The 26,823-nt window shown below is 55.9% G+C and carries 27 protein-coding genes; 18 read left to right on the top strand and 9 right to left on the bottom strand.

Annotation, left to right across the window (positions count from 1 at the left end; genetic code table 11):
* Positions 1 to 54: 54 nt before the first annotated feature.
* From topA to proC, 4 genes are read left to right on the top strand one after another with little or no spacing between them, the layout of a single operon-like run.
* Positions 55 to 2,865 carry a type I DNA topoisomerase gene (gene topA / locus CIK74_RS15160; RefSeq protein ID WP_096257022.1) on the top strand — a complete coding sequence of 937 codons (2,811 nt, stop codon included), beginning with the start codon at positions 55 to 57 and terminating at the stop codon, positions 2,863 to 2,865.
* 29 nt (positions 2,866 to 2,894) lie between these two features.
* On the top strand, positions 2,895 to 3,914 hold the full coding sequence (locus tag CIK74_RS15155; protein WP_096257021.1) for a Ppx/GppA phosphatase family protein: 1,020 nt from the start codon (positions 2,895 to 2,897) through the stop codon (positions 3,912 to 3,914).
* A 54-nt stretch (positions 3,915 to 3,968) separates the two neighbouring features.
* Positions 3,969 to 4,796, top strand: coding sequence for a sugar phosphate isomerase/epimerase (locus tag CIK74_RS15150; RefSeq protein ID WP_096257020.1), 828 nt, complete (start codon positions 3,969 to 3,971; stop codon positions 4,794 to 4,796).
* 4 nt (positions 4,797 to 4,800) lie between these two features.
* On the top strand, positions 4,801 to 5,643 hold the full coding sequence (proC, locus tag CIK74_RS15145; RefSeq protein ID WP_096257019.1) for a pyrroline-5-carboxylate reductase: 843 nt from the start codon (positions 4,801 to 4,803) through the stop codon (positions 5,641 to 5,643).
* Between the two features lie 78 nt (positions 5,644 to 5,721).
* Here the strand turns inward: proC and CIK74_RS15140 are convergent, their stop codons facing one another.
* Positions 5,722 to 6,360 (bottom strand): TrkA family potassium uptake protein, encoded by a 639-nt coding sequence (locus CIK74_RS15140; protein WP_096257091.1) that lies wholly within the window; start codon positions 6,358 to 6,360, stop codon positions 5,722 to 5,724.
* A gap of 25 nt (positions 6,361 to 6,385) precedes the next feature.
* Positions 6,386 to 7,819 carry a potassium transporter TrkG gene (locus tag CIK74_RS15135; protein ID WP_096257018.1) on the bottom strand — a complete coding sequence of 478 codons (1,434 nt, stop codon included), beginning with the start codon at positions 7,817 to 7,819 and terminating at the stop codon, positions 6,386 to 6,388.
* 240 nt (positions 7,820 to 8,059) lie between these two features.
* Here CIK74_RS15135 and CIK74_RS15130 point away from each other — a divergent pair, with 240 nt between their 5' ends.
* From CIK74_RS15130 to CIK74_RS15110, 5 genes are all read left to right on the top strand, one after another.
* Positions 8,060 to 9,175 (top strand): acetoin utilization protein AcuC, encoded by a 1,116-nt coding sequence (locus tag CIK74_RS15130; protein WP_096257090.1) that lies wholly within the window; start codon positions 8,060 to 8,062, stop codon positions 9,173 to 9,175.
* 88 nt (positions 9,176 to 9,263) lie between these two features.
* Entirely contained in the window at positions 9,264 to 9,707 is a 444-nt protein-coding gene (locus CIK74_RS15125; RefSeq protein ID WP_096257089.1) for a metalloregulator ArsR/SmtB family transcription factor, read from the top strand.
* Positions 9,708 to 9,901: 194 nt separating this feature from the next.
* Complete coding sequence (gdhA, locus tag CIK74_RS15120) at positions 9,902 to 11,245, top strand: NADP-specific glutamate dehydrogenase (protein ID WP_096257017.1); 1,344 nt, start codon at positions 9,902 to 9,904, stop codon at positions 11,243 to 11,245.
* A gap of 260 nt (positions 11,246 to 11,505) precedes the next feature.
* A complete protein-coding gene (locus tag CIK74_RS15115) occupies positions 11,506 to 11,730 on the top strand; it encodes a helix-turn-helix domain-containing protein (protein WP_096257016.1) in 225 nt (74 codons plus the stop codon).
* A gap of 138 nt (positions 11,731 to 11,868) precedes the next feature.
* Positions 11,869 to 11,967, top strand: a complete 99-nt coding sequence (locus tag CIK74_RS15110; RefSeq protein WP_005504750.1) for an AURKAIP1/COX24 domain-containing protein — start codon at positions 11,869 to 11,871, stop codon at positions 11,965 to 11,967.
* Between the two features lie 87 nt (positions 11,968 to 12,054).
* Here CIK74_RS15110 and CIK74_RS15105 read toward each other — a convergent pair whose 3' ends face one another.
* Positions 12,055 to 12,861 carry an HAD-IB family hydrolase gene (locus CIK74_RS15105; RefSeq protein WP_096257015.1) on the bottom strand — a complete coding sequence of 269 codons (807 nt, stop codon included), beginning with the start codon at positions 12,859 to 12,861 and terminating at the stop codon, positions 12,055 to 12,057.
* Positions 12,862 to 12,923: 62 nt separating this feature from the next.
* Here CIK74_RS15105 and CIK74_RS15100 point away from each other — a divergent pair, with 62 nt between their 5' ends.
* Together CIK74_RS15100 and CIK74_RS15095 are read left to right on the top strand one after the other, a co-directional pair.
* Positions 12,924 to 13,169 (top strand): glutaredoxin family protein, encoded by a 246-nt coding sequence (locus CIK74_RS15100; protein ID WP_343251930.1) that lies wholly within the window; start codon positions 12,924 to 12,926, stop codon positions 13,167 to 13,169.
* Positions 13,170 to 13,228: 59 nt separating this feature from the next.
* Complete coding sequence (locus CIK74_RS15095; protein WP_096257014.1) at positions 13,229 to 13,864, top strand: redox-sensing transcriptional repressor Rex; 636 nt, start codon at positions 13,229 to 13,231, stop codon at positions 13,862 to 13,864.
* Positions 13,865 to 13,949: 85 nt separating this feature from the next.
* On the opposite strand, the gene CIK74_RS15090 is transcribed toward CIK74_RS15095, so the two are convergent.
* The gene (locus CIK74_RS15090) at positions 13,950 to 14,705 is read right to left on the bottom strand and encodes a hypothetical protein (protein WP_096257013.1); all 756 of its coding nucleotides are present in this window, start codon (positions 14,703 to 14,705) and stop codon (positions 13,950 to 13,952) included.
* Between the two features lie 184 nt (positions 14,706 to 14,889).
* Here CIK74_RS15090 and CIK74_RS15085 point away from each other — a divergent pair, with 184 nt between their 5' ends.
* From CIK74_RS15085 to ccsB, 5 genes are read left to right on the top strand one after another with little or no spacing between them, the layout of a single operon-like run.
* Positions 14,890 to 15,552: a histidine phosphatase family protein gene (locus tag CIK74_RS15085; protein WP_096257012.1), complete on the top strand. Its 663-nt coding sequence runs from the start codon at positions 14,890 to 14,892 to the stop codon at positions 15,550 to 15,552.
* Positions 15,553 to 15,557: 5 nt separating this feature from the next.
* Positions 15,558 to 16,181, top strand: a complete 624-nt coding sequence (locus CIK74_RS15080) for a TlpA disulfide reductase family protein (RefSeq protein WP_096257011.1) — start codon at positions 15,558 to 15,560, stop codon at positions 16,179 to 16,181.
* 5 nt (positions 16,182 to 16,186) lie between these two features.
* Complete coding sequence (locus CIK74_RS15075; protein ID WP_096257087.1) at positions 16,187 to 16,948, top strand: cytochrome c biogenesis CcdA family protein; 762 nt, start codon at positions 16,187 to 16,189, stop codon at positions 16,946 to 16,948.
* Positions 16,948 to 18,576, top strand: a complete 1,629-nt coding sequence (locus tag CIK74_RS15070) for a cytochrome c biogenesis protein ResB (RefSeq protein WP_096257010.1) — start codon at positions 16,948 to 16,950, stop codon at positions 18,574 to 18,576. Before CIK74_RS15075 ends, CIK74_RS15070 begins: the two co-directional genes overlap by 1 nt.
* On the top strand, positions 18,569 to 19,639 hold the full coding sequence (gene ccsB, locus CIK74_RS15065; protein ID WP_096257009.1) for a c-type cytochrome biogenesis protein CcsB: 1,071 nt from the start codon (positions 18,569 to 18,571) through the stop codon (positions 19,637 to 19,639). Before CIK74_RS15070 ends, ccsB begins: the two co-directional genes overlap by 8 nt.
* A 248-nt stretch (positions 19,640 to 19,887) precedes the next feature.
* Here ccsB and CIK74_RS15060 read toward each other — a convergent pair whose 3' ends face one another.
* The gene (locus CIK74_RS15060) at positions 19,888 to 20,280 is read right to left on the bottom strand and encodes a PLD nuclease N-terminal domain-containing protein (protein WP_096257008.1); all 393 of its coding nucleotides are present in this window, start codon (positions 20,278 to 20,280) and stop codon (positions 19,888 to 19,890) included.
* A 53-nt stretch (positions 20,281 to 20,333) separates the two neighbouring features.
* On the opposite strand from CIK74_RS15060, the gene CIK74_RS15055 reads away from it, so the two are divergent.
* Entirely contained in the window at positions 20,334 to 20,615 is a 282-nt protein-coding gene (locus tag CIK74_RS15055) for a DUF4229 domain-containing protein (protein WP_096257007.1), read from the top strand.
* A gap of 40 nt (positions 20,616 to 20,655) precedes the next feature.
* On the opposite strand, the gene CIK74_RS15050 is transcribed toward CIK74_RS15055, so the two are convergent.
* The 3 genes from CIK74_RS15050 to CIK74_RS15040 form a co-directional block, all read right to left on the bottom strand.
* A complete protein-coding gene (locus CIK74_RS15050) occupies positions 20,656 to 21,540 on the bottom strand; it encodes a 1,4-dihydroxy-2-naphthoate polyprenyltransferase (RefSeq protein WP_096257006.1) in 885 nt (294 codons plus the stop codon).
* A gap of 76 nt (positions 21,541 to 21,616) precedes the next feature.
* Complete coding sequence (locus tag CIK74_RS15045) at positions 21,617 to 22,744, bottom strand: AMP-binding protein (RefSeq protein WP_096257005.1); 1,128 nt, start codon at positions 22,742 to 22,744, stop codon at positions 21,617 to 21,619.
* Positions 22,745 to 22,764: 20 nt separating this feature from the next.
* The gene (locus CIK74_RS15040; protein ID WP_096257004.1) at positions 22,765 to 23,727 is read right to left on the bottom strand and encodes a 1,4-dihydroxy-2-naphthoyl-CoA synthase; all 963 of its coding nucleotides are present in this window, start codon (positions 23,725 to 23,727) and stop codon (positions 22,765 to 22,767) included.
* A gap of 185 nt (positions 23,728 to 23,912) precedes the next feature.
* Between CIK74_RS15040 and CIK74_RS15035 the strand changes: the two genes are divergently transcribed.
* Entirely contained in the window at positions 23,913 to 25,358 is a 1,446-nt protein-coding gene (locus CIK74_RS15035) for an amino acid permease (RefSeq protein WP_240520560.1), read from the top strand.
* Positions 25,359 to 25,444: 86 nt separating this feature from the next.
* On the opposite strand, the gene CIK74_RS15030 is transcribed toward CIK74_RS15035, so the two are convergent.
* Positions 25,445 to 26,794: an MFS transporter gene (locus CIK74_RS15030; protein WP_229677080.1), complete on the bottom strand. Its 1,350-nt coding sequence runs from the start codon at positions 26,792 to 26,794 to the stop codon at positions 25,445 to 25,447.
* Between the last annotated feature and the right edge of the window lie 29 nt (positions 26,795 to 26,823).

Here is a 26,823-nt window from a genome sequence, read left to right as displayed (position 1 = left end):
CCGAGAGCAACCTAGAGGGGAACTCTCGGAACCGCGTTGTATAAAAGGAGAGCTGTGCCCGCAAAGGCCAAGGAAAAGACCGGTAAGAAACTCGTCATCGTGGAGTCTCCTGCCAAGGTAAAGTCGATCGCCAAGTATTTGGGCGAGGGCTTCGACGTGGACGCTTCGGTGGGCCACATCCGTGACCTTCCGCAGCCCTCCGAGTTACCGACCGAGTTAAAAAAGACCTCGGTAGGTAAATTCGCGGTCGACCTGGATAACGACTTCGAACCGTATTACATGGTGTATCCGGATAAGAAGAAGCGTGTTGCCGAGTTGAAGGCAAAGCTCAAAGACGCCGACGAACTTTATCTCGCAACAGATGCGGACCGCGAAGGTGAAGCCATCGCGTGGCATCTGCTCCAGGTGCTTAAGCCCAAAGTTCCGGTACGCCGTCTGGCCTTCACCGAAATCACCAAGGAAGGCATTGAGCGTGCCTTGGGCTCAATGCGCGAGCTGGACACCGACCTGGTTGACGCGCAGGAAACCCGTCGTGTCCTAGACCGCCTCTACGGTTACGAAATCTCCCCGGTCCTCTGGCGCAAAATTGCCCGCGGTTTGTCCGCCGGCCGTGTGCAGTCCGTGGCCACCCGCCTGGTCGTGGAGCGCGAACGTGAACGCATGGCGTTCATCTCTGCCGGGTACTGGGACATCAAGGGAAACTTCGCCACCGCCGGTTCGGAATCCTTTGCTGCGAAACTTTCTTCAGTGGATGGCAAGCGTGTGGCTTCGGGACGTGACTATGATGACCGCGGTCAGCTGAAGTCCACGAAGAACCCACTGACGCCACTGAACCAGGAAGCCGCCGAGTCCTTGGTTGCTAATCTGGCTAACTCTGACTTTGCCGTCACCTCGGTCGAAGACAAGCCGTACACCCGTCGCCCGGCTGCTCCTTTCACTACCTCCACCTTGCAGCAGGAAGCCAGCCGCAAGTTGCGCTGGAGCTCAAAGCTGACCATGCAGATCGCTCAGCGTTTGTACGAAAATGGTTACATCACCTACATGCGTACCGACTCGGTCTTCCTCTCCAATGAAGCCGTGCGTGCCGCCCGTGCACAGGCCACCGAGCTTTACGGGGCAGACTCGATTCCGTCCAGCCCGCGCGTGTACAAGGGGAAATCTGATTCCGCGCAGGAAGCCCACGAAGCAGTCCGTCCGGCCGGTGACATGTTCCGCCGTCCAAAGGATGTGCGTTCACAGCTTTCCAAGGATGAATTCGTCTTGTATGAGCTGATCTGGAAGCGCACCGTCGCCTCCCAGATGGCTGACGCCAAGGGTTTCACCGCAACTATTAAACTTTCCGGTACCGCCAGCGATAGCCGCGTTGCCGAGTTCTCCGCCTCGGGCACCGTGATCACCTTCCGTGGTTTCCTTTCGGCCTACGAAGAGGGCAAGGACAGTGAAAGCGATGCGGCAGAAAAGGCCGAGAACGCCGAAGCACGCCTGCCACAGCTCACCGTGGGACAGGGGCTGACCGGTGATGAACTGATCGCGCTGGGCCACGAAACCACCCCTCCGGCCCGGTACACCGAAGCGTCTATCGTTGCTGAGCTTGAAAAGCGCGAAATTGGCCGCCCGTCGACCTACGCGCCAACGATCTCCACCATCATGGATCGCGGCTACGTGACTAAGCGTGGTGGCGCCCTGGTGCCAAGCTGGATCGCGTTCTCCGTGATTCGACTGCTCGAAGAGCACTTCGCAAAGTACGTGGACTATGACTTCACCGCGCGCCTAGAAGATGACCTGGACGAAATTGCTCACGGCAACCGGGCACGTACCGACTGGCTGAACATGTTCTACTTCGGTGGCAAGGGCGAAACTCGCCCTGAAGGTCTGAAATACGTGGTGGATAACTTGGGTGATATTGATGCCCGAGCTATCAACTCGATCAAGATCACCGACGACATCACCTTGCGTGTGGGCAAGTTCGGCCCGTATCTCGAACGCGCCCTTCCGGAAGGCGCCGAGGAAGGCACCGATCCGCAGCGCGCCAACGTTCCTGAGGAACTGGCACCGGATGAGCTGACCGCGGCGAAGGCCGAAGAACTGTTCGCCACCGCCCAGGTATCCGAGCGTGAGCTGGGAATTGAAGAGGCCACCGGGCGAAAGATTGTGGCCAAGGATGGCCGTTACGGTGCCTACGTCACCGAGATCATCCCGGAAATGACTGAAGAAGAAATCGCCGCGCAACCGGTGGAGTACTACAAGAACGGCAAGCCAAAGCCGCCTAAGAAGCCGGTGAAGGTTAAGCCACGCACCGCGTCGCTGTTCAAATCCATGACCGTGGAAACTGTCACCTTGGATGAGGCGCTGAAGCTGATGAGTCTGCCACGCGTGGTGGGCGCTGATGCTGAGGGCGAAGAGATCACCGTGCAGAACGGCCGCTTTGGTCCTTACCTGAAGAAGGGTAGCGATTCGCGTTCTATCGAGAGCGAAGAGCAGATCTTCAGCATCACCTTGGACGAAGCACTGGCAATTTATGCACAGCCTAAGCAGCGTGGAGCTCGGGCCGCGGTGCCACCACTGGCAGAATTTGGTGTTGACCCGACCAGTGAGAAAAACATTGTGGTCAAGGACGGCCGTTTCGGTCCGTACATCACCGATGGCATCACCAATATCACGGTGCCTCGCGCCACCTCGCTGGAGGAGCTCACCCGTGAACAAGCCATCGAAATGTTGGCAGATAAGCGTGCTCGCGGTCCGGTGAAACGAACCGCGAAGACGGCTACTGCGAAGAAGCCCGCTGCTAAAAAGGCTCCGGCCAAGAAAGCTCCGGCTAAAAAGGCTCCGGCCAAAAAAGCCACCGCAAAAAAGAGTGAAAAGTAGACCTTGTCTGCTGAGTTGAGGAGCGCATCATGAGGCTTGGCGTATTGGACATTGGCTCAAATACGGTCCACCTATTACTGGTGGATGCCTACCCGGGTGCCCGGCCGGTATCTTATGCCTCGCATAAGCGGCCGTTGTCCTTGGTGCGTTACCTCAACGAGTACGGTGCAATCACCGAAGAAGGCCAGCAGGAGCTGATCGCCTTCATCAAGGAGGCCGCCGAATTCGCGCAGAGCCACCGAGTCGAAGACTTTATGGGTTTCTGCACCTCGGCTATTCGCGAGTCATCCAACGGCGCGGCGGTTCTTGAACGAGTCACTGCCGAAACCGGGGTGAGCCTGATGGAGCTTTCCGGTGAGGAAGAAGCCGGAATGACCTTCTATTCGGTGCGCCGTTGGTTTGGTTGGTCTTCTGAATCGATCCTGAACTTGGATATGGGTGGCGGTTCACTGGAGCTCGCGGTGGGCACCGACGAGTTCCCACAGGTCGCCTACTCGGTGCCACTGGGCGCGGGCCGGCTGACCCGCGAATGGTTGCCCAATGATCTACCTTCGATCAAGGAAGTCAAAGAGCTACGCACCTACGTTCGTGATGTGCTGACGGACCCCACCACCGAACTACGCCAATACGGCAAGCCCACCTTGGCTACGGCCACGTCAAAAACTTTCAGATCACTGTCGCGAATTACCGGGGCCGCCCCCAGCGGTGAGGGGCCTTACGTTAAACGCGTATTGCACCGTGACTCGCTGAAACTCTGGGCCAACCGATTGACCGCGATGAGCTGGGAAGAGCGTGCCGAGCTTCCTGGGGTCTCGGAAATTCGTGCACCGCAACTGCTTGCTGGCGCTATTGTGGCCCATGAAGCGATGAGCGCACTTAAATTAAAAAGTGTCCGTATCTGTCCTTGGGCGTTACGTGAAGGTTTAATGCTGCGACGATTTGATCACGTGATGTTTGACTCTTCGACACCGCTCAGTAGTAGCGTGGGGGTAGGAGAGGTTGCGTTAGGCTCACTCAAGACCGTCAGTCTGAGTGAACCTTCGGCTTAATACTTCATTGAAAGATGCGCCGGCAAGCGACGGCGCGGCGAGGAGGGGTCGAAGATGCAAGACCAACAACGGGTGCCTCGGGTACCGGTGACACTATCTAGTGCCTCGGTTTATCCGCTGACCGTGCATGATGCCTTCGCGATGGCTAAGGACGTGGGTTACGACGGGCTAGAGGTATTAATTACCGGTAACCAAGCGAGCCAGTCCGCCACCGCACTGATGGCCCTCATGGATAAGTACCAGTTGCCAATTATGGCGATTCACGCACCAACGTTGCTGCTCACCCAGCAGGTCTGGGGTTCGGCGTGGGCGAAGATTGAGCGCTCGGTAATCCTGGCACAGGCCGTCGGAGCGAAGGTGGTTGTCGCGCACCCGCCATTTCGTTGGCAGGGGACCTACGCGGAGAGCTTCGTCGAGGGCGTGCGTCGCATCACCGCATCGACGGGGATGAAGATCGCCGTGGAGAACATGTACCCATGGCGTAGCCGGGGACGCGAATCCTCCAAAATGTACCTGCCACACTGGAACCCGGTTCCGGAAGACTATAAGCATGTCACCTGGGACTTCTCCCATGCGGCGATCGCCAATATGGACTCGCGCCAAGCGCTTGAAGACCTAGGCGACAGATTGACTCACCTGCACCTTTGTGATGGGTTGGACAATGGCAAGGACGAACACTTGGTGCCTGGATTAGGCACCCAGCCGGTGGCCGAATCACTGAACTTCTTGCGAGATTCACAGTGGGAAGGCGTGGTTGCGGTGGAAGTATCCACACGCAAGGCCAAACATGCTGGACAAAAGGAAGAATGGCTCGGACGCACACTGGAATTTGCGCGCGAGCATCTGACAATTAATCAAGACTCTGAACGGGTGACAAAATAACTATATGAGCGAAGCGACAAATCATCTCAAGCTTGCATTTTTAGGTACCGGCTCCATGAACGGCGCGATTCTGCGCGGAATTCTGGGCGCTGGGCATGACCCGAAAAACATTACTGCCACCCTGCGCAGCGATAATCGCGCCGCGCAATTGCGTGAGCTAGGCATCAACGTGCTGATCGGGAATGAAGACCCGGAAGCCAATAAGAAAGCTACGGCCGCTGCAGACATTGTGTTCCTCGGTGTGAAGCCGGTGGGCATTACCGCACTGTGTGATGAGATTTCTTCGGCATTAAACGAATCAACCGTCGTGGTGTCGGTGGCTGCTGCCATCACCTTGAGGACCATGCAAGAACACCTTCCTGCCGGCCAGCCGGTAGTGCGATCCATGCCAAACACGCCATTGATGGTCGGTGCTGGCGTGGTCGGTCTGAGCGCCGGTGAAGCGGTCAGTGACCAGCAAATTGAACGAGTTGCTGAGCTATTCTCCGGTTCCGGCGACGTACATGTGATTGATGAGTCGCAGCAAAACGCACTGTCGGCTATTTCCGGTTCCGGCCCGGCGTACGGCTTTTATCTTGCCGAAGCGATGGCCAACGCAGGTATCACCATGGGACTTGACGAAAAGCTCGCTACTGACTTGGCTCGTGCCACCGTGGCGGGTGCCGGAAAGATGCTTGCGGATCCGGAAGCTAACCCGGCTCAGATGCGTCGTGCGGTGACCAGCCCGAAGGGCACCACCGAACAGGCGATTCTGACCTTTGACGAGCAGGGGATCCCGGCGATCATTGAAGCCGGCGCCAAGGCCGCTGCGGCTCGTGCTGCGGCTTTGAGTGATGAACTGAGCTAAACACCTGAAGCGTTAAGTACCGATGGCGTCAGAACCCCAGCCAAGGGGCACTGACGCCATCGGTGTATCTGCTAGGCCTTAGGGGCGAGCAGCGAAGCGTTCAAGTAGGTCTACATGTCCGGAGACGATCAGTACGTCGCGGCGGGTGACCATGGTATTTGGTACCGCGTAGGTGAAATCTTCGCCGGGGGACTTCACCCCAACGATGGTGACCCCGTACTTGGAGCGCACCTGGGACTCGGCCAGCGTGAATCCCTGTGTCTCCTTGGGCGGGTACATCTTCACGATTGCGAAGCCATCATCAAATTCGATGAAGTCCAACATTCGGCCACCGACCAAGTGGGCGGCACGAACTCCGGCGTCTGCCTCGGGATAGATCACATGGTTTGCGCCGATGCGAGTGAGGATCTTGCCGTGCGAGGGAGTAATCGCCTTCACCCACAGGTGTTCAATGCCTAAATCGACCAGATTCACCGTAATCAGCACGGAGGACTCAATCGAGGTACCCACACCGACCACCGCAGAACTAAACTCTTGAGCGCCAAGTTGGCGTAAAGCATCGATATTGGTGGCGTCGGCCGCGACCACGTGGGTGAGCGTGCTGGCCCACTGCTGAACGAGTTCGGGACTACGCTCGATGGCTAGCACCTCGCGGCCCTGTTTCACTAAGGTCTCCGCAACCGAGGCGCCAAAACGTCCCAGACCAATGACGAGCACCGGGGCGTTGTGCTCAATGTTTTTCTCAGCCAATGATCGGCCTTTCTTCGGGGAGGCTATACAGCGTATCGCGATGACGCATGGTCAAGGCGCTGGCTAGGGTAATACTTCCAATGCGTCCGGCGAACATCAATGCGCTGAGCACGTATTTACCGGCTGGGGGCATCTCTGCGGAAACTCCCATGCTCAGCCCCACCGTACCGAAAGCAGAGATTGATTCGAACAGTGCCCGGGAGAACCCGACCTGCTCGTCAATGGCTAAGAGCAACCCGGTGGCCACCATGACCAGTGTGGCGCCCATGGCCACTACCGACACGGCCACGCGCATGGTGCCCTCGGGAATACGCCGCCCAAAGGCCTTGGCATCACGTTCACCACGGACCTCGGCCATGATCGCTAAGAACATCACCGCGATGGTGGTGACCTTGATGCCGCCAGCGGTGGAGGCCGAGCCGCCACCAGCAAACATGAGCGCGTCAGTGACCAACACGGTGACTTGTCCAATGTCATTTTGATCCACCAGGTTAAACCCGCCAGAGCGGGTCATCACCGAAGCAAAGAGGCCGTGGATGAATTTGTCTCCGGAATTCAGCGAGCCAATGGTCCGTGGATTGTTCCACTCGACCAGTAGCCACAACGCGGTACCTGCTACAAGCAAGATGAGCGTCACCAATATGGTGAGTTTGGTGTGCAGGTTCCATTTTTTGACGTTGAAGCGGTGGGCCAGTAACACCATGATGACCGGGAAACCTAAGGATCCTAGGAACACGCCAAGCATCAGTGGGCCTAAGATCCACAGGTCGGTCTCGTAAGGAACTAACCCGTCGGAGTGCGGAGTGAAGCCTGCGTTGTTAAACGCGGAGACCGCGTAAAAAACTCCGTGCCAAATGGCGGAGAGAAAGTCTTCACCCAGCAAAATAAAGCGTGGAATGAGCAATGCCGCAATGAGCGCCTGCAGGCTGACCGCCGTGAGGATCACAATACGCAGCAGGGAACCGACCTCACCTAAAGCGGAGGCTGCATTGGTATTCATGGAGTTCTGCGCCATAAGTTTGCCACGCACGCCGAGCTTCCGAGAGACCGCAAGAGAAAAAATTGAAGCGAGGGTCAAAATTCCCAGGCCACCCATGAAGGTACCGATGAGCATCACCAATTGCCCGGCAAAAGACCAGTGCACCGCAGTTGAGACGGTCGTCAGTCCGGTCACACAGACCGCCGAGACCGCGGTAAACAAGGCGTCATGCAACGGTGTGGGCTCTCCGCTGGCCGAGGAAAAGGGCGCGGCGAGCAATGAGGTGAATAGGGTGATGGCGACCAGAAAGGCACCCAAGGCTAAACGAGCGGGGGAGCGGACGGTGAAATCGGCGATGCGTACCCGCAACGCCAGCCACTGTTTACGGCGTTGGCCGCGCGACTCAGCAGCCCTTGCCGGGTGACTCGGTTCGCTTTGGGTGCTCATCGCGTTAAATCGCCATTTCGTGGTGTGGACTGTTCTCCTTGTAATTTACGCGGTCAAAGCACAATGTGCTCGTCTTGGGGCCTCGAAACACGAGCAAAATGCCCAAAAGGCAATAAACGGGTTAGTTGAATCACCATCAGGTAGCCTACAAAGGTGTTAGAACCTCAACATGCGCCGCAACCAACGCTCGTGCTCTGGGATGAGCAATACCTGAAATACAAGTTCAGTGACTATCATCCAATGCACCCATCGCGGCTAGAGCTGACCCATCGACTCAGTGAAGCCCTCGACGTTTACGCCTCTCCCAACGTGAGCCTGAGCGCTCCGGAGGTTGCAGAGGAACACATCCTCTTGACGGTGCATGACCAGGACTATTTGGATCAGGTCAAGGCGGTCAGTGAAGACCCCGGCTTGCAAGCCGTGGACTTTGGTTTAGGAACCGAAGATGACCCAGTCTTTGCTGGCATGTATGAGGCGGCCGCGCGCATTGTCGGCGGTTCGGTGATCGCAGCGGACGCCATCATGGATCAGTCGACGGTTCGCGCAGTGAACTTTGCCGGCGGTATGCATCATGCCAAACGCAACAAAGCCAGTGGGTTCTGCATCTTTAATGATGCAGCCGCAGCCATTCACCGGATGCTTGAACGTGGTGCCAAACGCGTGTGTTACATCGATGTGGATGCGCACCATGGTGATGGCACCGAATCAATCTTCTGGGATGACGAGCGGGTTCTGACGATCTCCATTCATGAATCCGGGCTGTCGCTCTTTCCCGGCACCGGGTTCGCCAACGAAATTGGCGGCCCACGTGCCGAAGGTAGTGCGGTCAATATTGCCTTGCCGGCGATGACCGGGGACGCCGGATGGATGCGAGCCTTCCACGCAGTCGTCCCACAGCTGGTCCGCGCATTTGATCCGGAAATTATCGTCTCTCAGCATGGTTGTGATGCACACCGCGATGATGAGATGACTAATCTGAAACTTTCGGTAGATGCCCAACGCCAAGTTGCCTTGGATATCGCGCAACTGGCCGATGATGTGTGTGATGGACGTTGGCTTGCGACCGGAGGCGGGGGATATAACGTCACCGCGGTGGTGCCGCGAACGTGGACACATCTGACCGCAATCGCCGCTGGGAAACCAGTACCACTGAGAACTTATGTGCCCGAGCAGTTCCGCCGCTATGTCCTTGAAACTTACGGACGAGCGATGCCATATCTCATGGGTGATGACGCACAATTATGGTGGCGAAATTGGGAGGTCGGCTATGATCCCGCGGATCCGGTGGACCGTACGATTATTGCCACGCGCAAAGAAGTCTTTCCGCTCTATGGTCTGGACCCCTGGTTTGACTAGAATTTTTGACCATCTGTGATCAATCTGAAGCCTTGACCGTGGTGGGAAATCTGCTGCTGTCAGGTCATATGCCGATAGGGTTATGTCTGTGGCTATTGATGAAGTGTTTTCTGCGTTGGCAGAACCAACCCGACGTAAGATCATCGAAGCGCTGAAGGCCGAACCCATGGCCGTCGGCGCACTGGTGACACAACTGGAAATTTCGCAACCGACGGTCTCTAAGCACCTTAAGGTTTTGCGCGAAGCAAATCTGGTGACCATGAACGCCCAAGGACAGCGGCGTATTTATAGCGTGCAGTGCGAAGCCGTTGAAACTTTGGTCGCTTGGTGTGCCGAGATCCTGCCGGCCTTGGAACCCGTCCCCGAGATGGTGTCCGTGGATCTGGACTTGGTGCAGGATCCGCAAGATGCCAATGCACTTCCGGCTGCCGCGCATCAGCTCGGCCGCAGTGTAGGGCGGGGCTTGGAACAAGTCACGGGCAGAGCTCAAGAGATCTTGGAGCGTTTCCCTCGTTTTGGTCGTCGTCGATAACCCTTTGACTTCGGTAAAGACTGTCTGAGCCGTTCTTCTACGCGACTTTTACGTTACGTACAAGTACGCGTTTTATAACAAAGAATTTTCGCTAAGAATGTCAGACATGGCATTCTCTTGCGTGGGGCAGTGTTGCCGGGCCGGTGGTCTTTTGTGCGCCCCTGCTGCCTGCCCCAAGTGATGAGGAGAGAAACTTGGACAAGCAACTAGCGACTATTCGCGACGAAGTCTTCCGCCGTAACCCCGGTGAGGCAGAATTCCATCAGGCAGTGACCGAAGTTTTCGAGAGCCTCGAAGCTGTGTCAATTAAGCATCCTGAGTACGCAGAGGCTGCTATTCTTCAGCGCCTGTGTGAGCCAGAACGCCAGATTATTTTCCGCGTTCCTTGGGTAGACGACGCTGGTCGTGTCCAGATTAACCGCGGTTTCCGTGTTGAGTTCAACTCTGCTCTGGGCCCATACAAGGGCGGACTGCGTTTCCACCCTTCGGTGTATCTGGGTATCGTCAAATTCCTTGGTTTTGAACAGATTTTCAAGAACTCCCTGACCGGTATGCCAATCGGTGGCGGCAAGGGCGGTTCCGACTTTGATCCACGCGGTAAGTCCGATGGCGAAGTGATGCGTTTCTGCCAGTCGTTCATGACCGAGTTGTACCGCCACATTGGCGAGTACACCGACGTTCCAGCCGGTGACATTGGTGTCGGCGGTCGAGAAATCGGTTATCTCTTCGGCCAGTACAAGCGCATCACCAACCGTTACGAGTCTGGTGTACTCACCGGTAAGGGCTTGAGCTGGGGCGGTTCCCTGGTTCGCCCCGAGGCAACGGGCTACGGTGCGGTGATCTTCACCAACGAGATGCTCAAGACTCGCGGTAAGAGCTTTGACGGTCAGCGTGTGGTTGTTTCGGGCTCGGGTAACGTAGCCCTGCACGCCATCGAGAAGGCTCAGGATCTGGGCGCCAAGGTAGTAACCGCCTCGGACTCGGCCGGATTTATCGTTGACGAAAACGGTATCGACCTTGAGCTGCTGCGTCAGATCAAGGAAGTTGAGCGTGGCCGCATCAGCGAATACGCCGAACGCCGCGGAAGCAAGAAGGTCTCCTACGTAGCCGATGGCAACGTGTGGGATGTTCAGGGTGCTGTGGCGCTGCCATGTGCCACACAGAATGAACTTGGTGTTACCTCAGCGAAGAAGATGATTGCCGCTGGCACCATCGCCGTCGCCGAAGGTGCGAACATGCCAACCACGGCAGAAGCTACCTCGGTCTTCCAAGACGCTGGCATCCTCTTCGGTCCGGGCAAGGCAGCTAACGCCGGTGGCGTGGCGACTTCCGCGCTGGAAATGCAGCAGAACGCTAGCCGCGACTCGTGGACCTTCGAGCACACCGAGCGCCGCTTGACGGAAATCATGGTGGGCATTCACGAACGCTGTGCAACCACTGCTGATGAGTATGGTGTGCCGGGCAACTACGTGGCTGGCGCCAATATCGCCGGTTTCGTGAAGGTTGCCGACGCAATGCTGGCCCAGGGTCTTATCTAAGCTTTTTGGTTAAAACGCACTTTTGGACGCCTGTCTCCCACCTTTTTTGGTGGCAGACAGGTGTCCAAAGCACTTTAAATGTCACAATCGAGATCTAAGCGTGGTTCTGGTGTGTTCCGTGATGCAAAAGTTACGTAAGTGCGACTAGACTGGAACCGAGCGAACGTGAATATGATTGCAGATGTTGATCCCAAGTCGTATTTGTTCACGCGAGCAAAATACACGACGAATCAGAGATCAGCGTCAGGAGAATTTCCCCTATGGCGGATAAACAGAATTTTGCAGGAGCCCGTTTCATGACGGTCGCCGAAGTGGCCGAAATGATGCGTGTTTCCAAAATGACGGTTTATCGCTTGATTCATGCAGGCGACCTGCCTGCTGTTCAATTCGGTCGCTCCTATCGTGTTCCTGAAAACGCAGTGGAAGCATACCTGCAAGCTGCGGCGATTGATCCGCAGCGTGGAACGGGTTCCCTCGGTCGATAGCCGCGCGATGGTCAGAGCATGACCGAAAAGCGGGTAATCTGTTAAGGAACGTTTAACGTCCGGTCAACCTTGTGGCTTAGAATAGTTTCAAGGCCTACATTTTGGTTGACATATTTAATTAGTTTGTGAGGAACCACTATGGGCTCTGTTATCAAGAAGCGCCGCAAGCGTATGTCGAAGAAGAAGCACCGCAAATTGCTTCGTAAAACTCGTCACCAGCGTCGCAATAAGAAGTAAATCTGCTTCAAGCAGCTTTTGCCTCATGGCAATTATCGCCACCGTATCAAGGTTTGACCTTGACGGTGGCGATTGCTTTTTCTGGAACTATCGGCCGCGCCGAGCGAGCAATGACCGCCTGGCGGCCCACAGCGCGCCTAGAACGCCCGCAAGGCGCAAACTGATCCGTGCTGCACGCTGACCGGTGCGGAAGTCGTAGACTTGCCAACCACGGCGTTTAGCGTAGGCACGGAGCCGGGCGTCGGGGTTGATCGCCACCGGGTGGCCTACGGCCTCTAACAGCGGCACATCGTTATAGGAATCAGAGTAGGCCCACGATTTCGAAAGCTTGATCCCGCGTTCTTTAGCTAGCAATCGAATAGCTTGTGCTTTTTCGGCTGCATGCAGGATCGGGGTGGCCAACGCACCGGTGTATTTTCCGTCTTTACGCTCCACAACCGTCCCCAAGGCACCGGTTAATGTCAGCCTTTCGGATATGACGTTCGCTACTTCCAGGGGAGTTGCCGTCACTAGCCACACCTCACGCCCTACGGCTAAATGCTGATGGGCAATCGAGACGGTACCTTTCCAAAGTTTTGGTTCGATGTACTCGTCATAGATCTCTTGGCCAATTTGGGCCATCTCGGCCACGGAAATACCCTTGGCCATGAGTAAAGCACGGTCACGAATCTGGTGGATGTCGCCAATATGCTCGCCACGGGCGGCAAAACGTAACTGCTTGAGAGCAAACCATAAAATTTCACGAAACTGAAAGAACCGGCGCTGATGCATTTTTCGGGCCAGCAAATATAGGGTGGCACCGCGCACCATGGTGTTATCCACATCGAAGAAGGCGGCAACGACATCGTGTGGCGTCGTGGTGGGCTGCTCGCTGAGGTGCTCTGATGACTGCATTTGATTCAGTTTATTTCATTCTCGACTTAGACGCTGGTTGCGGCTCGTGAGATTATTGAAGGGTGAGTAAATTGCATGAGATTCAGTTGTTGGTGCGTCAAGGATGCCACCTATGCGCGGCGGCCCGAGCCACGGTCAAAGACGTCACCGAACGAATGAACATGGAGTTCTCAGAACTCGACATTGATGAGCACCCAGAACTACTGGCCAGGCACCACGAAGAGGTGCCGGTGTTGCTCATTGACGGTCAAGTGCGCGACTTCTGGACTGTTGACGGCCAACGCCTCGAACGTCTGCTGGGTAGCTAACCGTATGAAGACCCCAGAGACATGTCCTGCGCTCACAAAACCTGTTCGAACTGCTGCTCATGACTGAGCCTGAGCCGCGGGTATTGCCCGAAGCAACATTGACCCGATTGACCCAATACCTGCGCGCCCTGAACGCATTCGAAGCGCAAGGCACCGAACGCACGAGTTCTGGTGTGCTGGCCAAAGAAGCCGGCGTTAATCCGGCGATTCTGCGTAAAGATCTCTCACTGCTTGGGTCCTATGGAACCCGCGGCGTGGGATATGTGGTGACCGAACTGGCCGAACATATCAACCGGACGCTGGGATTGACCAAGGACTGGCGGGTAGCCATCCTTGGTGCAGGTAACCTGGGACGCGCCTTGAGCGGTTATGCCGGCTTTGCCAGTCGTGGATTCAAGGTCCGAGCAATTCTTGATACGTCTACGAACTTAATCGGCAGTGGCGTCGGAGATCTTGTGGTTGAGCCAATTGGCACCCTGGGCGAGGTGATCCGCCGAGAACAAATCAATATTGCGGTTCTCGCCGTTCCGGGGGAGGCCGCCCAAGAATTGATTGATGCACTGGCAGCGCATGGGGTGAAGTCGGTACTCAGCTTCGCTCCTCGCCCCTTGCGAATTCCCGCTGGGATGATTGTGCGCCGCGTGGATCTGTCAACCGAATTACAGATTCTGGCCTATCACGCGGTTCAAAGCTAAAGGCGAAGCCTAAAGAAACAACCTAGGTCACGACTTNNAAGTCGTGACCTAGGTTGTTAAGGCTGAATCAGAATGCCCGTACGGCTTAGCGGTAACCGGCGCGGCGGGCCATGCGGCGCGCAACGATGTACTTCGAGGACTCAGGCAACCAAGCAAAAACTACGCCCCCGATACCGAGCAGCACACTGAGGGTGAATACCACGTTGACCATCATGGTGTCCGAGGAGTTCGCGTACATGCTGATCATTGGCAGGTACATCAGCAAACTGATGATCGAAAGAACAGCAAAGATGGTGGCGATAATACGCATCGCGCCGACGCCACGACCAACAAAAAAACCGACCAAGAAGTAAGCCAGCAAGCTGATAATCATGCCAACGATGGTGAAGCTGGTCATCGATGAGGAGATCTGAGCCATAAATGCGTCGGGATTGGCGAGCATTTTTTCAAGCTCTGCATTGACTGCGGGGTCGCTGTTCGTCTCCATCGAGGCACGCATCTGCTCTTCAAATAGCGTCCACTGAGAAGTGATGACGTTACCAATGAGATTGGTGCTGTTGATGAGCCAGCTTGATGCGGCGTTAAACACTCCGGCGAGCATGATCAATATAAACGCGATCTGCAGCGTTTTGGGACGCTCGGTCGGTGGTTGCACCGGCGCGTATCCACCTTGCTGCGGATACTGCTGGAACTGTGGGGGCTGCTGTTGCCCCGCATTTTGGCCATAAGGGTTGGGCTGACTGCCGTATGGATTCTCGCCGTAAGGGCTCGGGTTCGAATTTCCGGAGCCCGCCGCAGGGTTGTACGGCTGGCCCGGCTGGTTTGGATCGTTGGTGCTCATAACCATCCTTTGCATGTTGCTGAGCTATCAAATTTCTCTATCTTCTAGCCTAGTTGGTGGCGATTGTGATCAGGCCCTCCGAAAGGATGGTTTTTTGATATGGGAATCCCATGCGGATGCTGTGAATACTTGATCGTGGCCACAATTTTCATCTTTTAGGTTGATTGTTTGAGAGACTGTAACCATGCCAGTTTCAACCGTTCATTTGTTGCGCCACGGGGAAGTTCTCAACCCGGACCGCGTGTTGTATGGCCGCATCCCAGGATTCGGACTGTCCGAACTGGGATTCCAGATGGCAGACCGCGCCGGAGAATACTTCGCCAAGCGGCAGACCGAAGGCGCAAACGTAGTTCGTTTAGTCGCCTCCCCGCTAATCCGGGCCCAGCAGACCGCGCAACCAACCGCGCAGGCACTGGACTTACCAATCATCACCGATGAACGAGTCATCGAAGCCGGAAACAGGTTTGAAGGTTTAGCGCAGATGAAGTCGCAGCTGAAAAACCCGCGCTATTGGCCGCTACTGCGTAACCCACTGAGACCCTCGTGGGGTGAACCTTATGTGGAGCAGGTTGCTCGAATGCGCCTGGCCATGGACGAACAACGCCACGCTGCCCTCGCCGAACACGGAGATGGTGCAGAAATCATCATCGTCAGCCACCAGCTGCCTATCTGGGTTACCCGCCGTGACGCAGAAGGCAAACGTCTTTTCCACGATCCGCGAGCACGCGAATGCACGTTGACCTCAATTACCAGTTTTGAATTTGACGGAGACGAACTTCGCTCCGTGAACTACACCGAACCGAGCCCAGACCTGCTGGCTGGCGCGGCGAACATCCCTGGAGCTTAAAGTTGATGAATGAGTCCTCACAGAATCCTCGCTTCCTAAATCGACGCACCATTTTGCGCTCGATGTTGGTTGCTGCGGTCGCTGTGCCACTGGCCGCCTGCACGGTCACCGAGGATCCGCTTGCTAAACAGGCGCGCTCCGGAGACAACAAGAACTACATTGCCGGCGACGGCGCCGTGGAAGAATACACGGTCGAAAAACGTACCGAGCCAATCGAGATCAACTCCAAAACCTACCAAGGCACCACCGTTGATCTCAGCGCGATGCGCGGCAAACCAGTGGTCATCAACTTTTGGTACGCTGCCTGCGCCCCGTGCCGCATCGAAGCACCACATCTGAAAGAGCTATCCGAAGAATTTGGTGACAAGGTTCCATTTATCGGGGTCAACGTCCGTGACGAAGCCGAAGCATCACAAGCCTTTGAACGCAGCTTTGAGATCCCCTACGAGTCGATTCAAGACACCGATGGCCAGATTCAGCTGGCAATGACCAAATATGTTCCGTTACAGGCGGTACCTTCCACCTTGGTACTTGACCGTAAGGGACGAGTCCGTGCCCGTGTTATCGGCGCGGTTGACCCTAGGATCCTGAAGACACTGATCGATACAGCACTCACCGAAGAATTGTGAGCAACCTGTTGACTACGTCGAATCCCTTTGCCGACATTGTGCTGGACGGCTCTTTGCTGTTGGCCGCGCCGGTGGCTTTATTAGCGGGTCTCGTTTCATTCCTATCTCCCTGTGTACTTCCGTTGGTCCCCGGATATCTTGGCTACGTCACTGGGCTGACCGGCGCTGACTTACGCGAACACCGCCGTGGGCGGGTACTACTTGGAGTGCTGCTCTTTGTCCTTGGATTCTCGGTGGTTTTCATTGCCATCGGAGTACTTTTTAGCCAGGCTGCTGCTTGGTTGAGATTTGAAGGTGCCTGGGTGACCCAGGTATTGGGCCTTGTGGTGGTCATTATGGGTGTCGTCTTCATGGGCGGTATTTCATGGTTGCAACGTGACCGCAAGATTCACCGGAAGCCTCCGGCGGGCCTGTGGGGAGCACCAATTTTGGGGTTCACCTTCGGGCTTGGCTGGGCCCCCTGCATTGGTCCTACGCTCAGTGCCGTACTGATCATGTCGACAGGAACCGATCCGAATGTGGGTCGTGGAACGTTATTAACCGCGTTTTATTGTTTGGGATTGGGGCTTCCCTTTATTGGGATTGCCCTAGGACTACAGCGTGGCATGCGGGCGCTGGCGTTCTTCCGCCGCCACCAACTGCTGGTCATGCGTTTGGGTGGCGGAATGCTGATTCTGCTTGGTGTGGTCATGATGACCGGACTTTGGGGAAGCTGGGTCGCAGAACTACAAAACTGGTTTGCCAATGAAGTGAGGTTGCCGATTTAATGGCGAAAAATAAACGCACTGCTAAAGGCCGCAGCGATGCACCAGCCTTGGGCTTGCTTGGGTCCCTACGGTGGATCTGGACGCAACTGACCTCCATGCCGACGGCGCTCTTCTTGCTGCTGCTGCTCGCGGTCGCAGCAGTTCCAGGATCAATCTTCCCGCAGCGTTCAATGAACCCGGAGACCGTCAACGAATACCTGGAAAATAACCCGGTCACCGGCCCCTGGCTTGACCGGTTCCAGCTTTTTGATGTGTATTCTTCCGCGTGGTTCTCAGCGATTTATATCTTGCTGTTTATCTCGTTGGTCGGTTGTATTATTCCGCGGGTGAAAAAGCATGCGCAAGCCTTGCGTACCCCTCCGCCACGTACCCCTTCCAGGCTTGACCGTCTGCCCCAGTACACCTCCCTGTCGCTGGTTGAAAATGAAGTAGATACTCCCAGCGATGATGAAGTCATCGATGATGCCTACAAGGTGCTGCGTAAACGTGGTTACCGAGTCGAACGTCGCTCCGATGCGACCGGTCGTTCGGTGGCCGCAGAGCGTGGCTACACTCGTGAAATTGGAAACCTAACCTTCCACATTTCGCTGATCGGTGTGCTTCTTTCGGTAGCTATTGGTGGCGCCTTCGGTTACAGCGGACAGCGAGTCATCGTGGAGGGGGAGACCTTTGTGAACTCCCTCGTTTCCTATGACGCGTTCACCCCTGGGACAAATTTTGATGCCGAGAATCTCACGCCGTACTCGGTGAAGCTCAACAAATTCGACATTGTTTTTGACCGTGAGTCCGAGACCCACTTTGGCCAGCCGTTGGACTTCACCGCCCATGTGGAAACCCGGCGTTCAGCCGATGCGGAGCCTGTCGAAGAAGACATCAAGGTGAACCATCCGCTACGCATTAACGGTGCCGATGTCTACCTAGTAGGTAACGGCTATGCACCGGTAGTGACCGTCAAGGACGGCAATGGCGATGTGGCTTTCTCCGGACCGGTAGTTTCCGTTCCGCAAGACTCGGTGTATACCTCGATGATGGTGATCAAGGCTCCGGACGCGAAACCAGAACAGTTGGGATTCCAAGGATTCTTGTTGCCCACCGCACTGGTGGATGAAACAGGGTTTGGTATTTCAGGTGACCCGAACGCGATCAATCCGCAGCTGCACCTGAACTCCTTTGCCGGAAATTTGGGTCTGGACGACGGGGTACCGCAGAACGTCTACGTGCTTGATACCGACAACCTCACCGAGGTGAACTCACGGAAACTAGACGCCGGTGGCATCGTGTTGGAAGCCGGACAGACCTATGAGCTCCCCGACGGCAAGGGCAGTATCACCTTCAATGATCTGAAGCGCTATATCGCCGTTGACGTGAATTATGATCCGAGTAAAACACCGATCGCCATCTTCGCGTTTTTGGCTCTGGCCGGACTGGCAGTTTCGCTGTTCACCCCGCGTCGTCGCGTCTGGGTGAAGCTGAAGAATGACAATGGCCAGCGCAGTGTCGAATACGCGCTGTTGGCCCGCGGCGAGGATCCACGTCTTGAACGTGAGTCCACAGAATTGCACAATATCTTTGATAGCAAGTGGCCATTGGCCAGTCAGAAGCAGGACCAAGGAGAAGTAAATGCCTAACGGCTCAAATCTCGCGCCAATCAACGAAACACTGGGCAATTACAGCCAGCTGTTTATGTTGCTTTCGGCCTTTGTCTATATGGTTGCCTTCATCCTCTTCGCACTTGATCTGGCCAAGAGCAACAAGACCATCAGTGAAATTGATGCGGCAGCGCTTAAGCGCGACTCCGAAACGCTGGTGGGTGCGGCAGCGACCTCCGTGTCGACTTCACGAAGCACCAAGCGTGGGGCACCGGCGCCACGAGCGGACAACGTCAGCGAAAACGTTGTCAACGACAAGATGAACTACACCGAACACTCCTCGAACCGAAATATGGCTCGAATTGCCTTGGTGCTCACCTGGCTTGCCGTGGCCATGCATGGTTTCGCGGTCATCGGCCGAGGTGTGGCAGCACACCGTGTGCCGTGGGGCAATATGTATGAGTTCCTTTCCACCGGCGCATGGGTGGTCGCCGTGGTTTACCTGGTGGTGCTGTTCTTCAAGGACCTGCGCTTCATGGGTAGCTTCATCATCGGTCTAGTGACCTTGATGCTCTGCGGTGCAACGATTGGCTTCCCAACCCCCTTGGGCCATCTGGTGCCAGCCTTGCAGAGCCCATGGATCGTCATCCACGTATCTATCGCGGTACTTGCCTCGGCATTGTTCTCCATCAGCTTTGCCATGAACGTTCTGCAACTGATCCAGCACTCGCGCATGAACAAGATTGCAAGCGGTCTACCGGACAAGCTTCCATTCATGCGTCTGGTTCCTGGCGCCGGTGCTTTGGAAAACTTCGCCTACCGCATCAACACCATCGCATTCGTGATGTGGACCTTCACCGTCATGGCAGGAGCTATTTGGGCAGAAGCTGCCTGGGGCCGCTACTGGGGCTGGGATCCAAAGGAAGTCTGGTCATTCGTGATTTGGGTGGTCTACGCGGGCTACCTGCACGCACGTGCCACCGGCGGCTGGACCGGTCCTCGCTCGGCCTGGTTGTCCATCATCGGCTACGGCTGCGTGATCTTCAACTTCACCATCGTGAACATCTTCTTCAACGGACTGCACTCCTACGCCGGAGTCTAAAGTCTGCTCGATTAGAGTTCTAGAGATCCCCGAGGGAAAAGCCTGACTGGCTTATCCCTCGGGGATCTTTTCTTTCCCGCCTAGTAGGGGGACCCGCGTGCACTTATCGTCCGGCTCGTAAGAGGCCCGACCTACGGACGAGATACCTTCGATGGCTTAGATACGTGGGTGCCTGCGTGAAACGGCCTTTAAAAGCCTTGTAGGGCCCGGCGTATGCCGGGCCCTACAAGGTGACGAAGCCAAAGGTTCTAAAGATCTTTGGGCTGAGTATCTGAGTCGTCCGAAGAATTATCCTTCTTCGGCTTCTTCTTATCGTCTTCTTTTCGTTTGAGTTCTTCCTCACGTGCCTTCAGCTCAGACTCACGCTGTTGCTGGCGACGCCAGATTTCAAGTTGACGCAAGAAATCCTCGTCGTCATCTGGGGCGCTTTGTTTGTTAGCGGGGCCAGATGAAGCGGCCTGTGGGCGTCCTAGAACAAACCACAAACCCGCCCCGATCAGGGGAAGCACGATGATAATGATGATCCATGCCGTCTTAGGCAAGGAGCGTACCCGATGTCGTTCGGTGCGAGCACACTCGATCAATGTATAGATCATGAGTGCCACCGAAATGAGTGCAGCAAAGATAATAAAGCGGACCATGACTCTAGTCTAGTGACAATCTGGCTCACAGGTTCATCGGTAGACTTTAACGTATGCAGTTTCTGAAATATTCGGTGATTCGGTTGGGCTTGTTTCTCGTTGTCTTCTTGGCACTGTGGAAACTGATGCTCTGGCCGATCTTCACCGCAGGCCTCATTGCCCTGGTAATCGCTTTTGCCGTGACCTATTTGTTCTTTAACAAATTACGTCTGGCAGCCAATGATGACGCACGCAAGGCGTTCGCCAAAACCTCAGCGTCGAAGACCGATTCTCAGCTGGCCGAAGAAGCCATCGAGGACGCTTACGATGAAAAACTCCGTTCAGACGACAAATAAAAAAGAAGCCTTCCAAATTCAAAATTGGAAGGCTTCTTCGTTATAGCCAGGTGTTCAGCACGATGGCTAAGGTAAAGAGCACGGCATAAACCACGTTGACGATGCCGGTCTGTTTGAGCACCACAACCAGCTTCGGTAGCGACTGCTCGCGAAGCATCACCCAGCTCGGTGCCGCGGCCGGAACGAAGGTCAGCAGGATCAGCCACATCCACGGATTAGATCCGGTCAATAGCAGTGGCAGGACGATGGCGACACTGAGCATCAGCACATAGCTCAGGCGAGCCAGCTGCTCGCCTAGACGCACCGCCAGCGTGATTTTTCCAACCTCACTATCGGTGGGAATATCTCGAACGTTATTTGCCATGAGCAAGGCACAGCCAATAAAGCCGGTGCCGATGGCACCGAGCAGTGCCGCGAACGTGAGCTGACCACTTTGGGTATAAGTGGTTCCCAACGTGGCAACCAGACCAAAGAAAATGAACACGTACACGTCGCCCCAGCCACGGTAACCGTAAGGGTTCTTCCCTCCGGTGTAACCCCATGCGGCGAAAATCGCGGCCACACCGACTAAGAGCAGTGGCCAAGTTGAGGAAAGTATTACTAGCAGCAGGCCGAAGATCGCGGCGAGCCCGAAGCACCCAAAAGCGGCATTTCGTACCTGTGTGGGAGTGGCTAGCTTGGAACCGGTCAAACGCACCGGACCGACGCGTTCATCATCGGTCCCGCGGATTCCATCTGAGTAGTCATTAGAGTAGTTCACGCCGACTTGGAGCAGCAGCCCTACTAAGAGGGCGAGCACAAAACGGAACCAGGAGACTTGGCCAGTCTGACCCACTGCAGCCGCGGTGCCGATGACTACCGGGGCAATAACGATGGGTAGGGTGCGCAGGCGCGCGCCAGCGACCCATTGGGAAAGCGTTGCCACTTCTCGTTCCTTTCGGCGTGGATAAAAAACTCGTACCCTCTAGTTTCCCGCGAAACCACGGGCAAGGCGAATCGGATCAGTGTGTGGCGAGCAGTGCAGCCAGAATTTTACGCCGATCAAATTTCCCGTTAGGCAATTGGGGAAGCCCCGCCGGGTAGTGCTGTACATATTTGGGTACCGCAGCTGAACCAATAGTTTGGCGCACAGCGTCGAATGCTTCTGCCGTATTTGTGGGGCCTGAATAGGCCAAACCTACACTTTGACCCCATTGCGCGTCGGGGACCGGCAGGATCAGGCTCTGCGTGAAGAACTCATCTAGCAGCCCCTCAATCTTCCCTGCGGAAAGTTTGACGCCGCCGGTATTAATCACATCGTCGATACGCCCTGCAATTTCTAAACGATTTCCACGCACGGTGCCTAGATCATCGGTCAGATACCAACGCGACCCCTCATGAAGGATAAAGTGCTCGGCAGTAGCTTCGGGATTATTTGCATAACCATCGGCAAGCATTGGGCCGGAGACCATAATCCTGCCTTCACGTTCGGCAAGCTTGACCCCTGGAAGCGCGGTGCCGTTGTACACCAAACCGCCGGAGGTCTCTGAAGAGCCGTAGGTTTGGAAAATTTTCAAACCTAGATGACGTGAATTCTGGAGCAGGTCTTTGCTGGCACGCGCCCCGCCAAGCAGAATCGCATCAAATCGTTTCAACGCCGCCACCGTGCGTGGCTCTGGGTTGTCGAGCAACCGCGCCAATTGGGTGGGAACCAGCGAGGTCAGCCGGCGGCTCTCCACCATTTGTTCGGCCGCGTCCACGAATTTCTCCGCGGAGAAGCTACCGGATAGGTCCATACTCACCGGGTTGGTGCCGGCGAACAGCGAACGGGTGAGCACGCTGAGCCCGGCCACGTAGTGCACCGGTAAAGCCAGCAGCCATTGCCCCTCGAACCCTAGATATTCGGCGGTGGCTTGAGCGCTAGCTGCCATGGCTGTCAGGCTCAGCACCGTGCGCTTAGCCCGGCCGGTTGACCCGGAGGTGCGGACCACCACCATGGTCTGTGCAAAGCCCGGTAGGTCTTCGTCACGCAGATGTTTGATCTGCACGCCATCAGCTGACGCGGGATCCGCGAACACTTCTATTGCGGGCCCGGAGTCATTGGCGTTAGCGGCCAAAGATTGCAACAGGACATGGTGGGGTGCCAGCATACGAAGAACTTCTCCTTGGCTTAGAAGTAGTACGGGTGGTTGGACCAGTCTGGGTCGCGCTTAGCTAAGAACGCGTCGCGGCCTTCCACCGCTTCGTCGGTCATATAGGCCATGCGGGTAGCTTCTCCAGCAAAGACCTGCTGACCGGCCAGTCCGTCATCGGCGAGGTTAAACGCAAACTTCAGCATTCGGATGGCCTGCGGGGACTGCTTGGCAATATCGGCTGCGTATTCCAGCGCCACTTCTTCCAGTCGCTCGTGTGGAACTGACTCGTTCACCGCGCCCATGCGCACCATGTCATCTGCCGAGTATTCGCGGGCCAGGAAGAAAATCTCGCGGGCGGTCTTCTGACCCACCTGGCGGGCTAGTAAGGCCGAGCCGTAGCCGGCATCAAATGAACCAACCGTTGCATCGGTCTGCTTGAATTTTCCATGCTCAGTGGACGCGATGCTCAGGTCAGAGACCACGTGCAAGGAGTGTCCGCCACCGGCTGCCCACCCATTGACCACACACACTACGACCTTTGGCATGGTGCGCATCAGGCGTTGGACTTCTAAGATGTGCAGACGTCCGGCACGGGCTGGATCAATGGATTCGCCGGTCTCACCTTCAGCGTAACGGTAGCCGTCACGACCACGGATACGCTGATCTCCGCCAGAGCAGAACGCGTGTCCACCGTCCTTCGGGGAAGGTCCGTTACCGGTGAGCAAGACCGTAGCCACGTTACTGGTCATGCGTGCATGATCCATTGCACGGTAAAGCTCATCTACAGTGTGCGGACGGAAAGCATTGCGTACCTCTGGGCGGTCAAAGGCAATACGTACCGTCGGCAGGTCACGGACAATCGTTCCGGCTTCATCACGTTGAACCTGACGGTGGTAGGTGATGTCGGTGAAATCGAACCCTTCGACAACGCGCCAACGCACGGGATCAAAAATGTCGGAGACCTTTTCGGGCAGGACTGAATTATTTTGGCTACTCACCCTCTAAATGCTAGTCCAACGCTCACGGAACTTAGCGTAGGCGTCCGCATCCGGCGATATTGAGCAATGATCTCTCACCTCAATGATTGGTGCTTTGCGGTCAGATGGGAGTAAATTTGCCCCGTGCCTTCCGCCAACGTGTAGTAGCTGGCAAGTGAAGGTCCTATTTTCAGGAGTGTAGTTAAGTGTCGTCAAGCCAGCACCAGCAGGGCACAAAAAACGCTGAGATTAGTTCCGAAGGTTATAAGAAAACTCTGGGCCGCCGACATGTGCAAATGATTGCCATTGGCGGAGCTATCGGGGTGGGCCTGTTTATGGGCTCTGGCGGACGACTTGCGTCTACCGGGCCTGCACTGATCTTCTCCTACGCCTTAGCTGGTGCTATCGCCTACCTGCTGATGCGCGCCTTAGGCGAGCTGATCATGTACCGGCAAACCTCTGGTTCCTTTGTGTCTTACGCCGGGGAACTTTTTGGTCCCAAGGGTGCCTTTATTTCGGGTTGGATGTACGTGCTGAACTGGGTGATGACCGGAATCGCGGAGCTGGTCGCGATCGGGCTGTACTTCCAATACTTTTTCCCACAGCTTCCGGTGGAAGTTTCGGCAATATGTGCGCTGGCAATGCTGGTGGCAATTAACCTGTTCAGCGCCAAAGCCTTTGCAGAATTCGAATTTTGGGCAGCTTTTATCAAGGTCACCGCGATCTTGTTGTTCCTCGCCGTAGGCACCTACATGGTGGTGACCAATGCGCAGGTGGGGGAGCACACCGCCTCGGTCTCTAATCTTTTTATTGGTAATGAAAACGGCGAGGGCGGCATGTTCCCGCGTGGTTTCTTCGTTTCCATCCTGGTGCTGAACTCGGTGATCTTCGCCTACAACGCCATTGAACTGGTGGGTATTGCCGCCGGAGAGATGGAAAATCCGGAGAAAGAGGTGCCTTCGGCAATTCGCGCGGTGGTCTTTAGAATTCTCGTTTTCTACATCGGTAGCGTCAGCTTGCTCGCGATGGTCTTGCCGTGGAACGAATATGAGGCTGGGGGCAGCCCGTTCGTGACGGTATTCGACAAGATGGGCCTAGGCTGGATTGGTTCGGTGATGAACCTCGTGGTGATCACCGCTGCACTATCCTCATGTAATTCGGGGCTGTATTCTATTGGTCGAATCTTGCGCACCATGAGCGGCAACGGTCACGCACCACAGTGGTTATCCAAGATGAACAAACGTTTTGTCCCGTCCACAGGAATTCTCACCGTAGGCGTGATCTACCTGTTCGGTGTGGTGCTTAACGTCTGGCTTGGTGGCACTTTCGCCTTCGACCTGGCTCTGAACACCGCATCAATCGGGGTGCTGTTTACCTGGGCGACGATTTTCGCCTGTCAGCTGATGCTACGTAAGAAAAAGGGAAAGATCTCAAAACTACCCATGCCTGGTGCACCGGTGACCGGATGGATTGGTCTGGTGTCCTTGGTGATCATTACCGCGCTGATTGCCTTTGACACCTTGACCGGTGACGACGGCGAGGTCTTCCCTATCGGGCTTTACACCATTGCGGCCATCCCGGTGTTTGCGATCCTGTTGTTTATTGGATGGAAATTTGTTGGCAAGAAAGCCAACGGCCCGGTTGATTTCTAGGATCTACTCTTCGGCAGATAAAGCTAGGGGCTTGGGTCCCGCCAGCGATGGCGGAAACCAAGCCCCTAATTTTGTGTCGGTGTTGCTTACTTTTGCTCGGTAGTCTTTTCATCCGCCGAGACGGTGGCCAGAATACCGGTATCCAGAGCATCTGGAATGTCGGTGCCGCGCAAGGAAGCACCAGCGGTTTCCGGCATGAAACGGATCGCGATGAAACCGATCACACAGGCGATCATCATGTAAACCGCCGGGAAGAGCAGGAACCCGGAAGCATCAATTGCCGCCTCGTTCACAATGGCCGCGGTACCACCGAAGATCGCCGTGGACACGTTGTAGGTGATGGCGAACCCGGCGAAACGTACGTGGGATGGGAACATCGCTGGGAAGGTCGCGGTAATCGTTGCCAACTGCGGAATGTACAACAAACCGAGGACGGCGAAGCCAACAATCGCCCACAAAAAGCTTTGGCCCATCAGCCAGAACATTGGCAGTGCGAAGACAAAGAGCCCAATCACCGAGGTGTACCACATGGGTTTTCGGCCGACCTTATCCGAGAGCGAACCGGCAAACGGGATCACCGCCATCATCGCCACCTCACCGATGAGGATGGTGGCCAGAGAAGCACTTGGGGCCAAACCGATCTGCGTTTCCAGGTAGGTGGGCATATAGCTGAGCAACGTGTAGTTCACGACGTTCAACGCGATCACCAAGCCACTCATCACCAGCATGGGGCGCCAGTAGTCAACGATGAGCTGCTTGAGCGTTCCACCTTCTTGAGTTTCTCCGGCTGCTTCCATCTCCTGGAACACCGGAGTGTCCTCGAGTTTGCTACGTAGGTAGAGGCCAATGAGGCCCATTGGAAGTGCGAGGAAGAATGGAATACGCCAGCCGAAGTCCATCATCGCTTGCTCGCCGAGAATCACCTGCAAGAACAGCATCACCGCGGTACCGAGGGCGAAACCGCCCAAGGTGCCAAATTCAAGGAATGAGCCAAAGAAGCCACGCTTTTTATCCGGGGCATACTCGGCCATAAAGGTGGCTGCGCCACCGTACTCGCCACCGGTGGAGAAACCCTGGACCATGCGAAGCAAGATCAGTAGCACCGGAGCGACAACGCCAATAGATGCATACGTTGGCAGCACACCGATGAGGAATGTTGCCAGCGACATCATGATGATTGTCAGTGCCAGGATCTTCTTACGTCCGAGCTTGTCGCCCAGTGGACCCCAGACTAGCCCGCCTAGCGGGCGAACGAGGAAGGAAAGCGCAAACGTGGCCAGAGCCATGAGCGTTCCACCCTCGGTGGGGAAGAAGTGTGCGGTGATATAGGTGACCGCCACGGCGTAAACGCCATAGTCGAACCATTCGGTCATATTACCCATGGCCGAGGCTGCGGTGGCTTTACGCACTTCTCTTCGTCCATCGGCGGTGGTCATATCGGGGCCGATATCGTGACTGAGATCAG

Origin of the sequence: Glutamicibacter sp. BW77 (genome assembly GCF_002332285.1) — a bacterium.
Lineage (GTDB): Bacteria > Actinomycetota > Actinomycetes > Actinomycetales > Micrococcaceae > Glutamicibacter > Glutamicibacter bergerei.
This window is presented reverse-complemented; position numbering and strand designations above follow the sequence as displayed.

Coding starts and splice junctions, on each gene's coding strand:
- CIK74_RS15155 (WP_096257021.1), top strand. CDS start 2,895: ATGAGGCTTGGCGTATTGGACATTGGCTCAAATACGGTCCACCTATTA.
- CIK74_RS15150 (WP_096257020.1), top strand. CDS start 3,969: ATGCAAGACCAACAACGGGTGCCTCGGGTACCGGTGACACTATCTAGT.
- proC (WP_096257019.1), top strand. CDS start 4,801: ATGAGCGAAGCGACAAATCATCTCAAGCTTGCATTTTTAGGTACCGGC.
- CIK74_RS15135 (WP_096257018.1), bottom strand. CDS start 7,819: ATGAGCACCCAAAGCGAACCGAGTCACCCGGCAAGGGCTGCTGAGTCG.
- CIK74_RS15130 (WP_096257090.1), top strand. CDS start 8,060: ATGCACCCATCGCGGCTAGAGCTGACCCATCGACTCAGTGAAGCCCTC.
- CIK74_RS15115 (WP_096257016.1), top strand. CDS start 11,506: ATGGCGGATAAACAGAATTTTGCAGGAGCCCGTTTCATGACGGTCGCC.
- CIK74_RS15110 (WP_005504750.1), top strand. CDS start 11,869: ATGGGCTCTGTTATCAAGAAGCGCCGCAAGCGTATGTCGAAGAAGAAG.
- CIK74_RS15105 (WP_096257015.1), bottom strand. CDS start 12,861: ATGCAGTCATCAGAGCACCTCAGCGAGCAGCCCACCACGACGCCACAC.
- CIK74_RS15095 (WP_096257014.1), top strand. CDS start 13,229: ATGACTGAGCCTGAGCCGCGGGTATTGCCCGAAGCAACATTGACCCGA.
- CIK74_RS15090 (WP_096257013.1), bottom strand. CDS start 14,705: ATGAGCACCAACGATCCAAACCAGCCGGGCCAGCCGTACAACCCTGCG.
- CIK74_RS15085 (WP_096257012.1), top strand. CDS start 14,890: ATGCCAGTTTCAACCGTTCATTTGTTGCGCCACGGGGAAGTTCTCAAC.
- CIK74_RS15080 (WP_096257011.1), top strand. CDS start 15,558: ATGAATGAGTCCTCACAGAATCCTCGCTTCCTAAATCGACGCACCATT.
- CIK74_RS15070 (WP_096257010.1), top strand. CDS start 16,948: ATGGCGAAAAATAAACGCACTGCTAAAGGCCGCAGCGATGCACCAGCC.
- ccsB (WP_096257009.1), top strand. CDS start 18,569: ATGCCTAACGGCTCAAATCTCGCGCCAATCAACGAAACACTGGGCAAT.
- CIK74_RS15060 (WP_096257008.1), bottom strand. CDS start 20,280: ATGGTCCGCTTTATTATCTTTGCTGCACTCATTTCGGTGGCACTCATG.
- CIK74_RS15055 (WP_096257007.1), top strand. CDS start 20,334: ATGCAGTTTCTGAAATATTCGGTGATTCGGTTGGGCTTGTTTCTCGTT.
- CIK74_RS15045 (WP_096257005.1), bottom strand. CDS start 22,744: ATGCTGGCACCCCACCATGTCCTGTTGCAATCTTTGGCCGCTAACGCC.
- CIK74_RS15030 (WP_229677080.1), bottom strand. CDS start 26,794: ATGACCACCGCCGATGGACGAAGAGAAGTGCGTAAAGCCACCGCAGCC.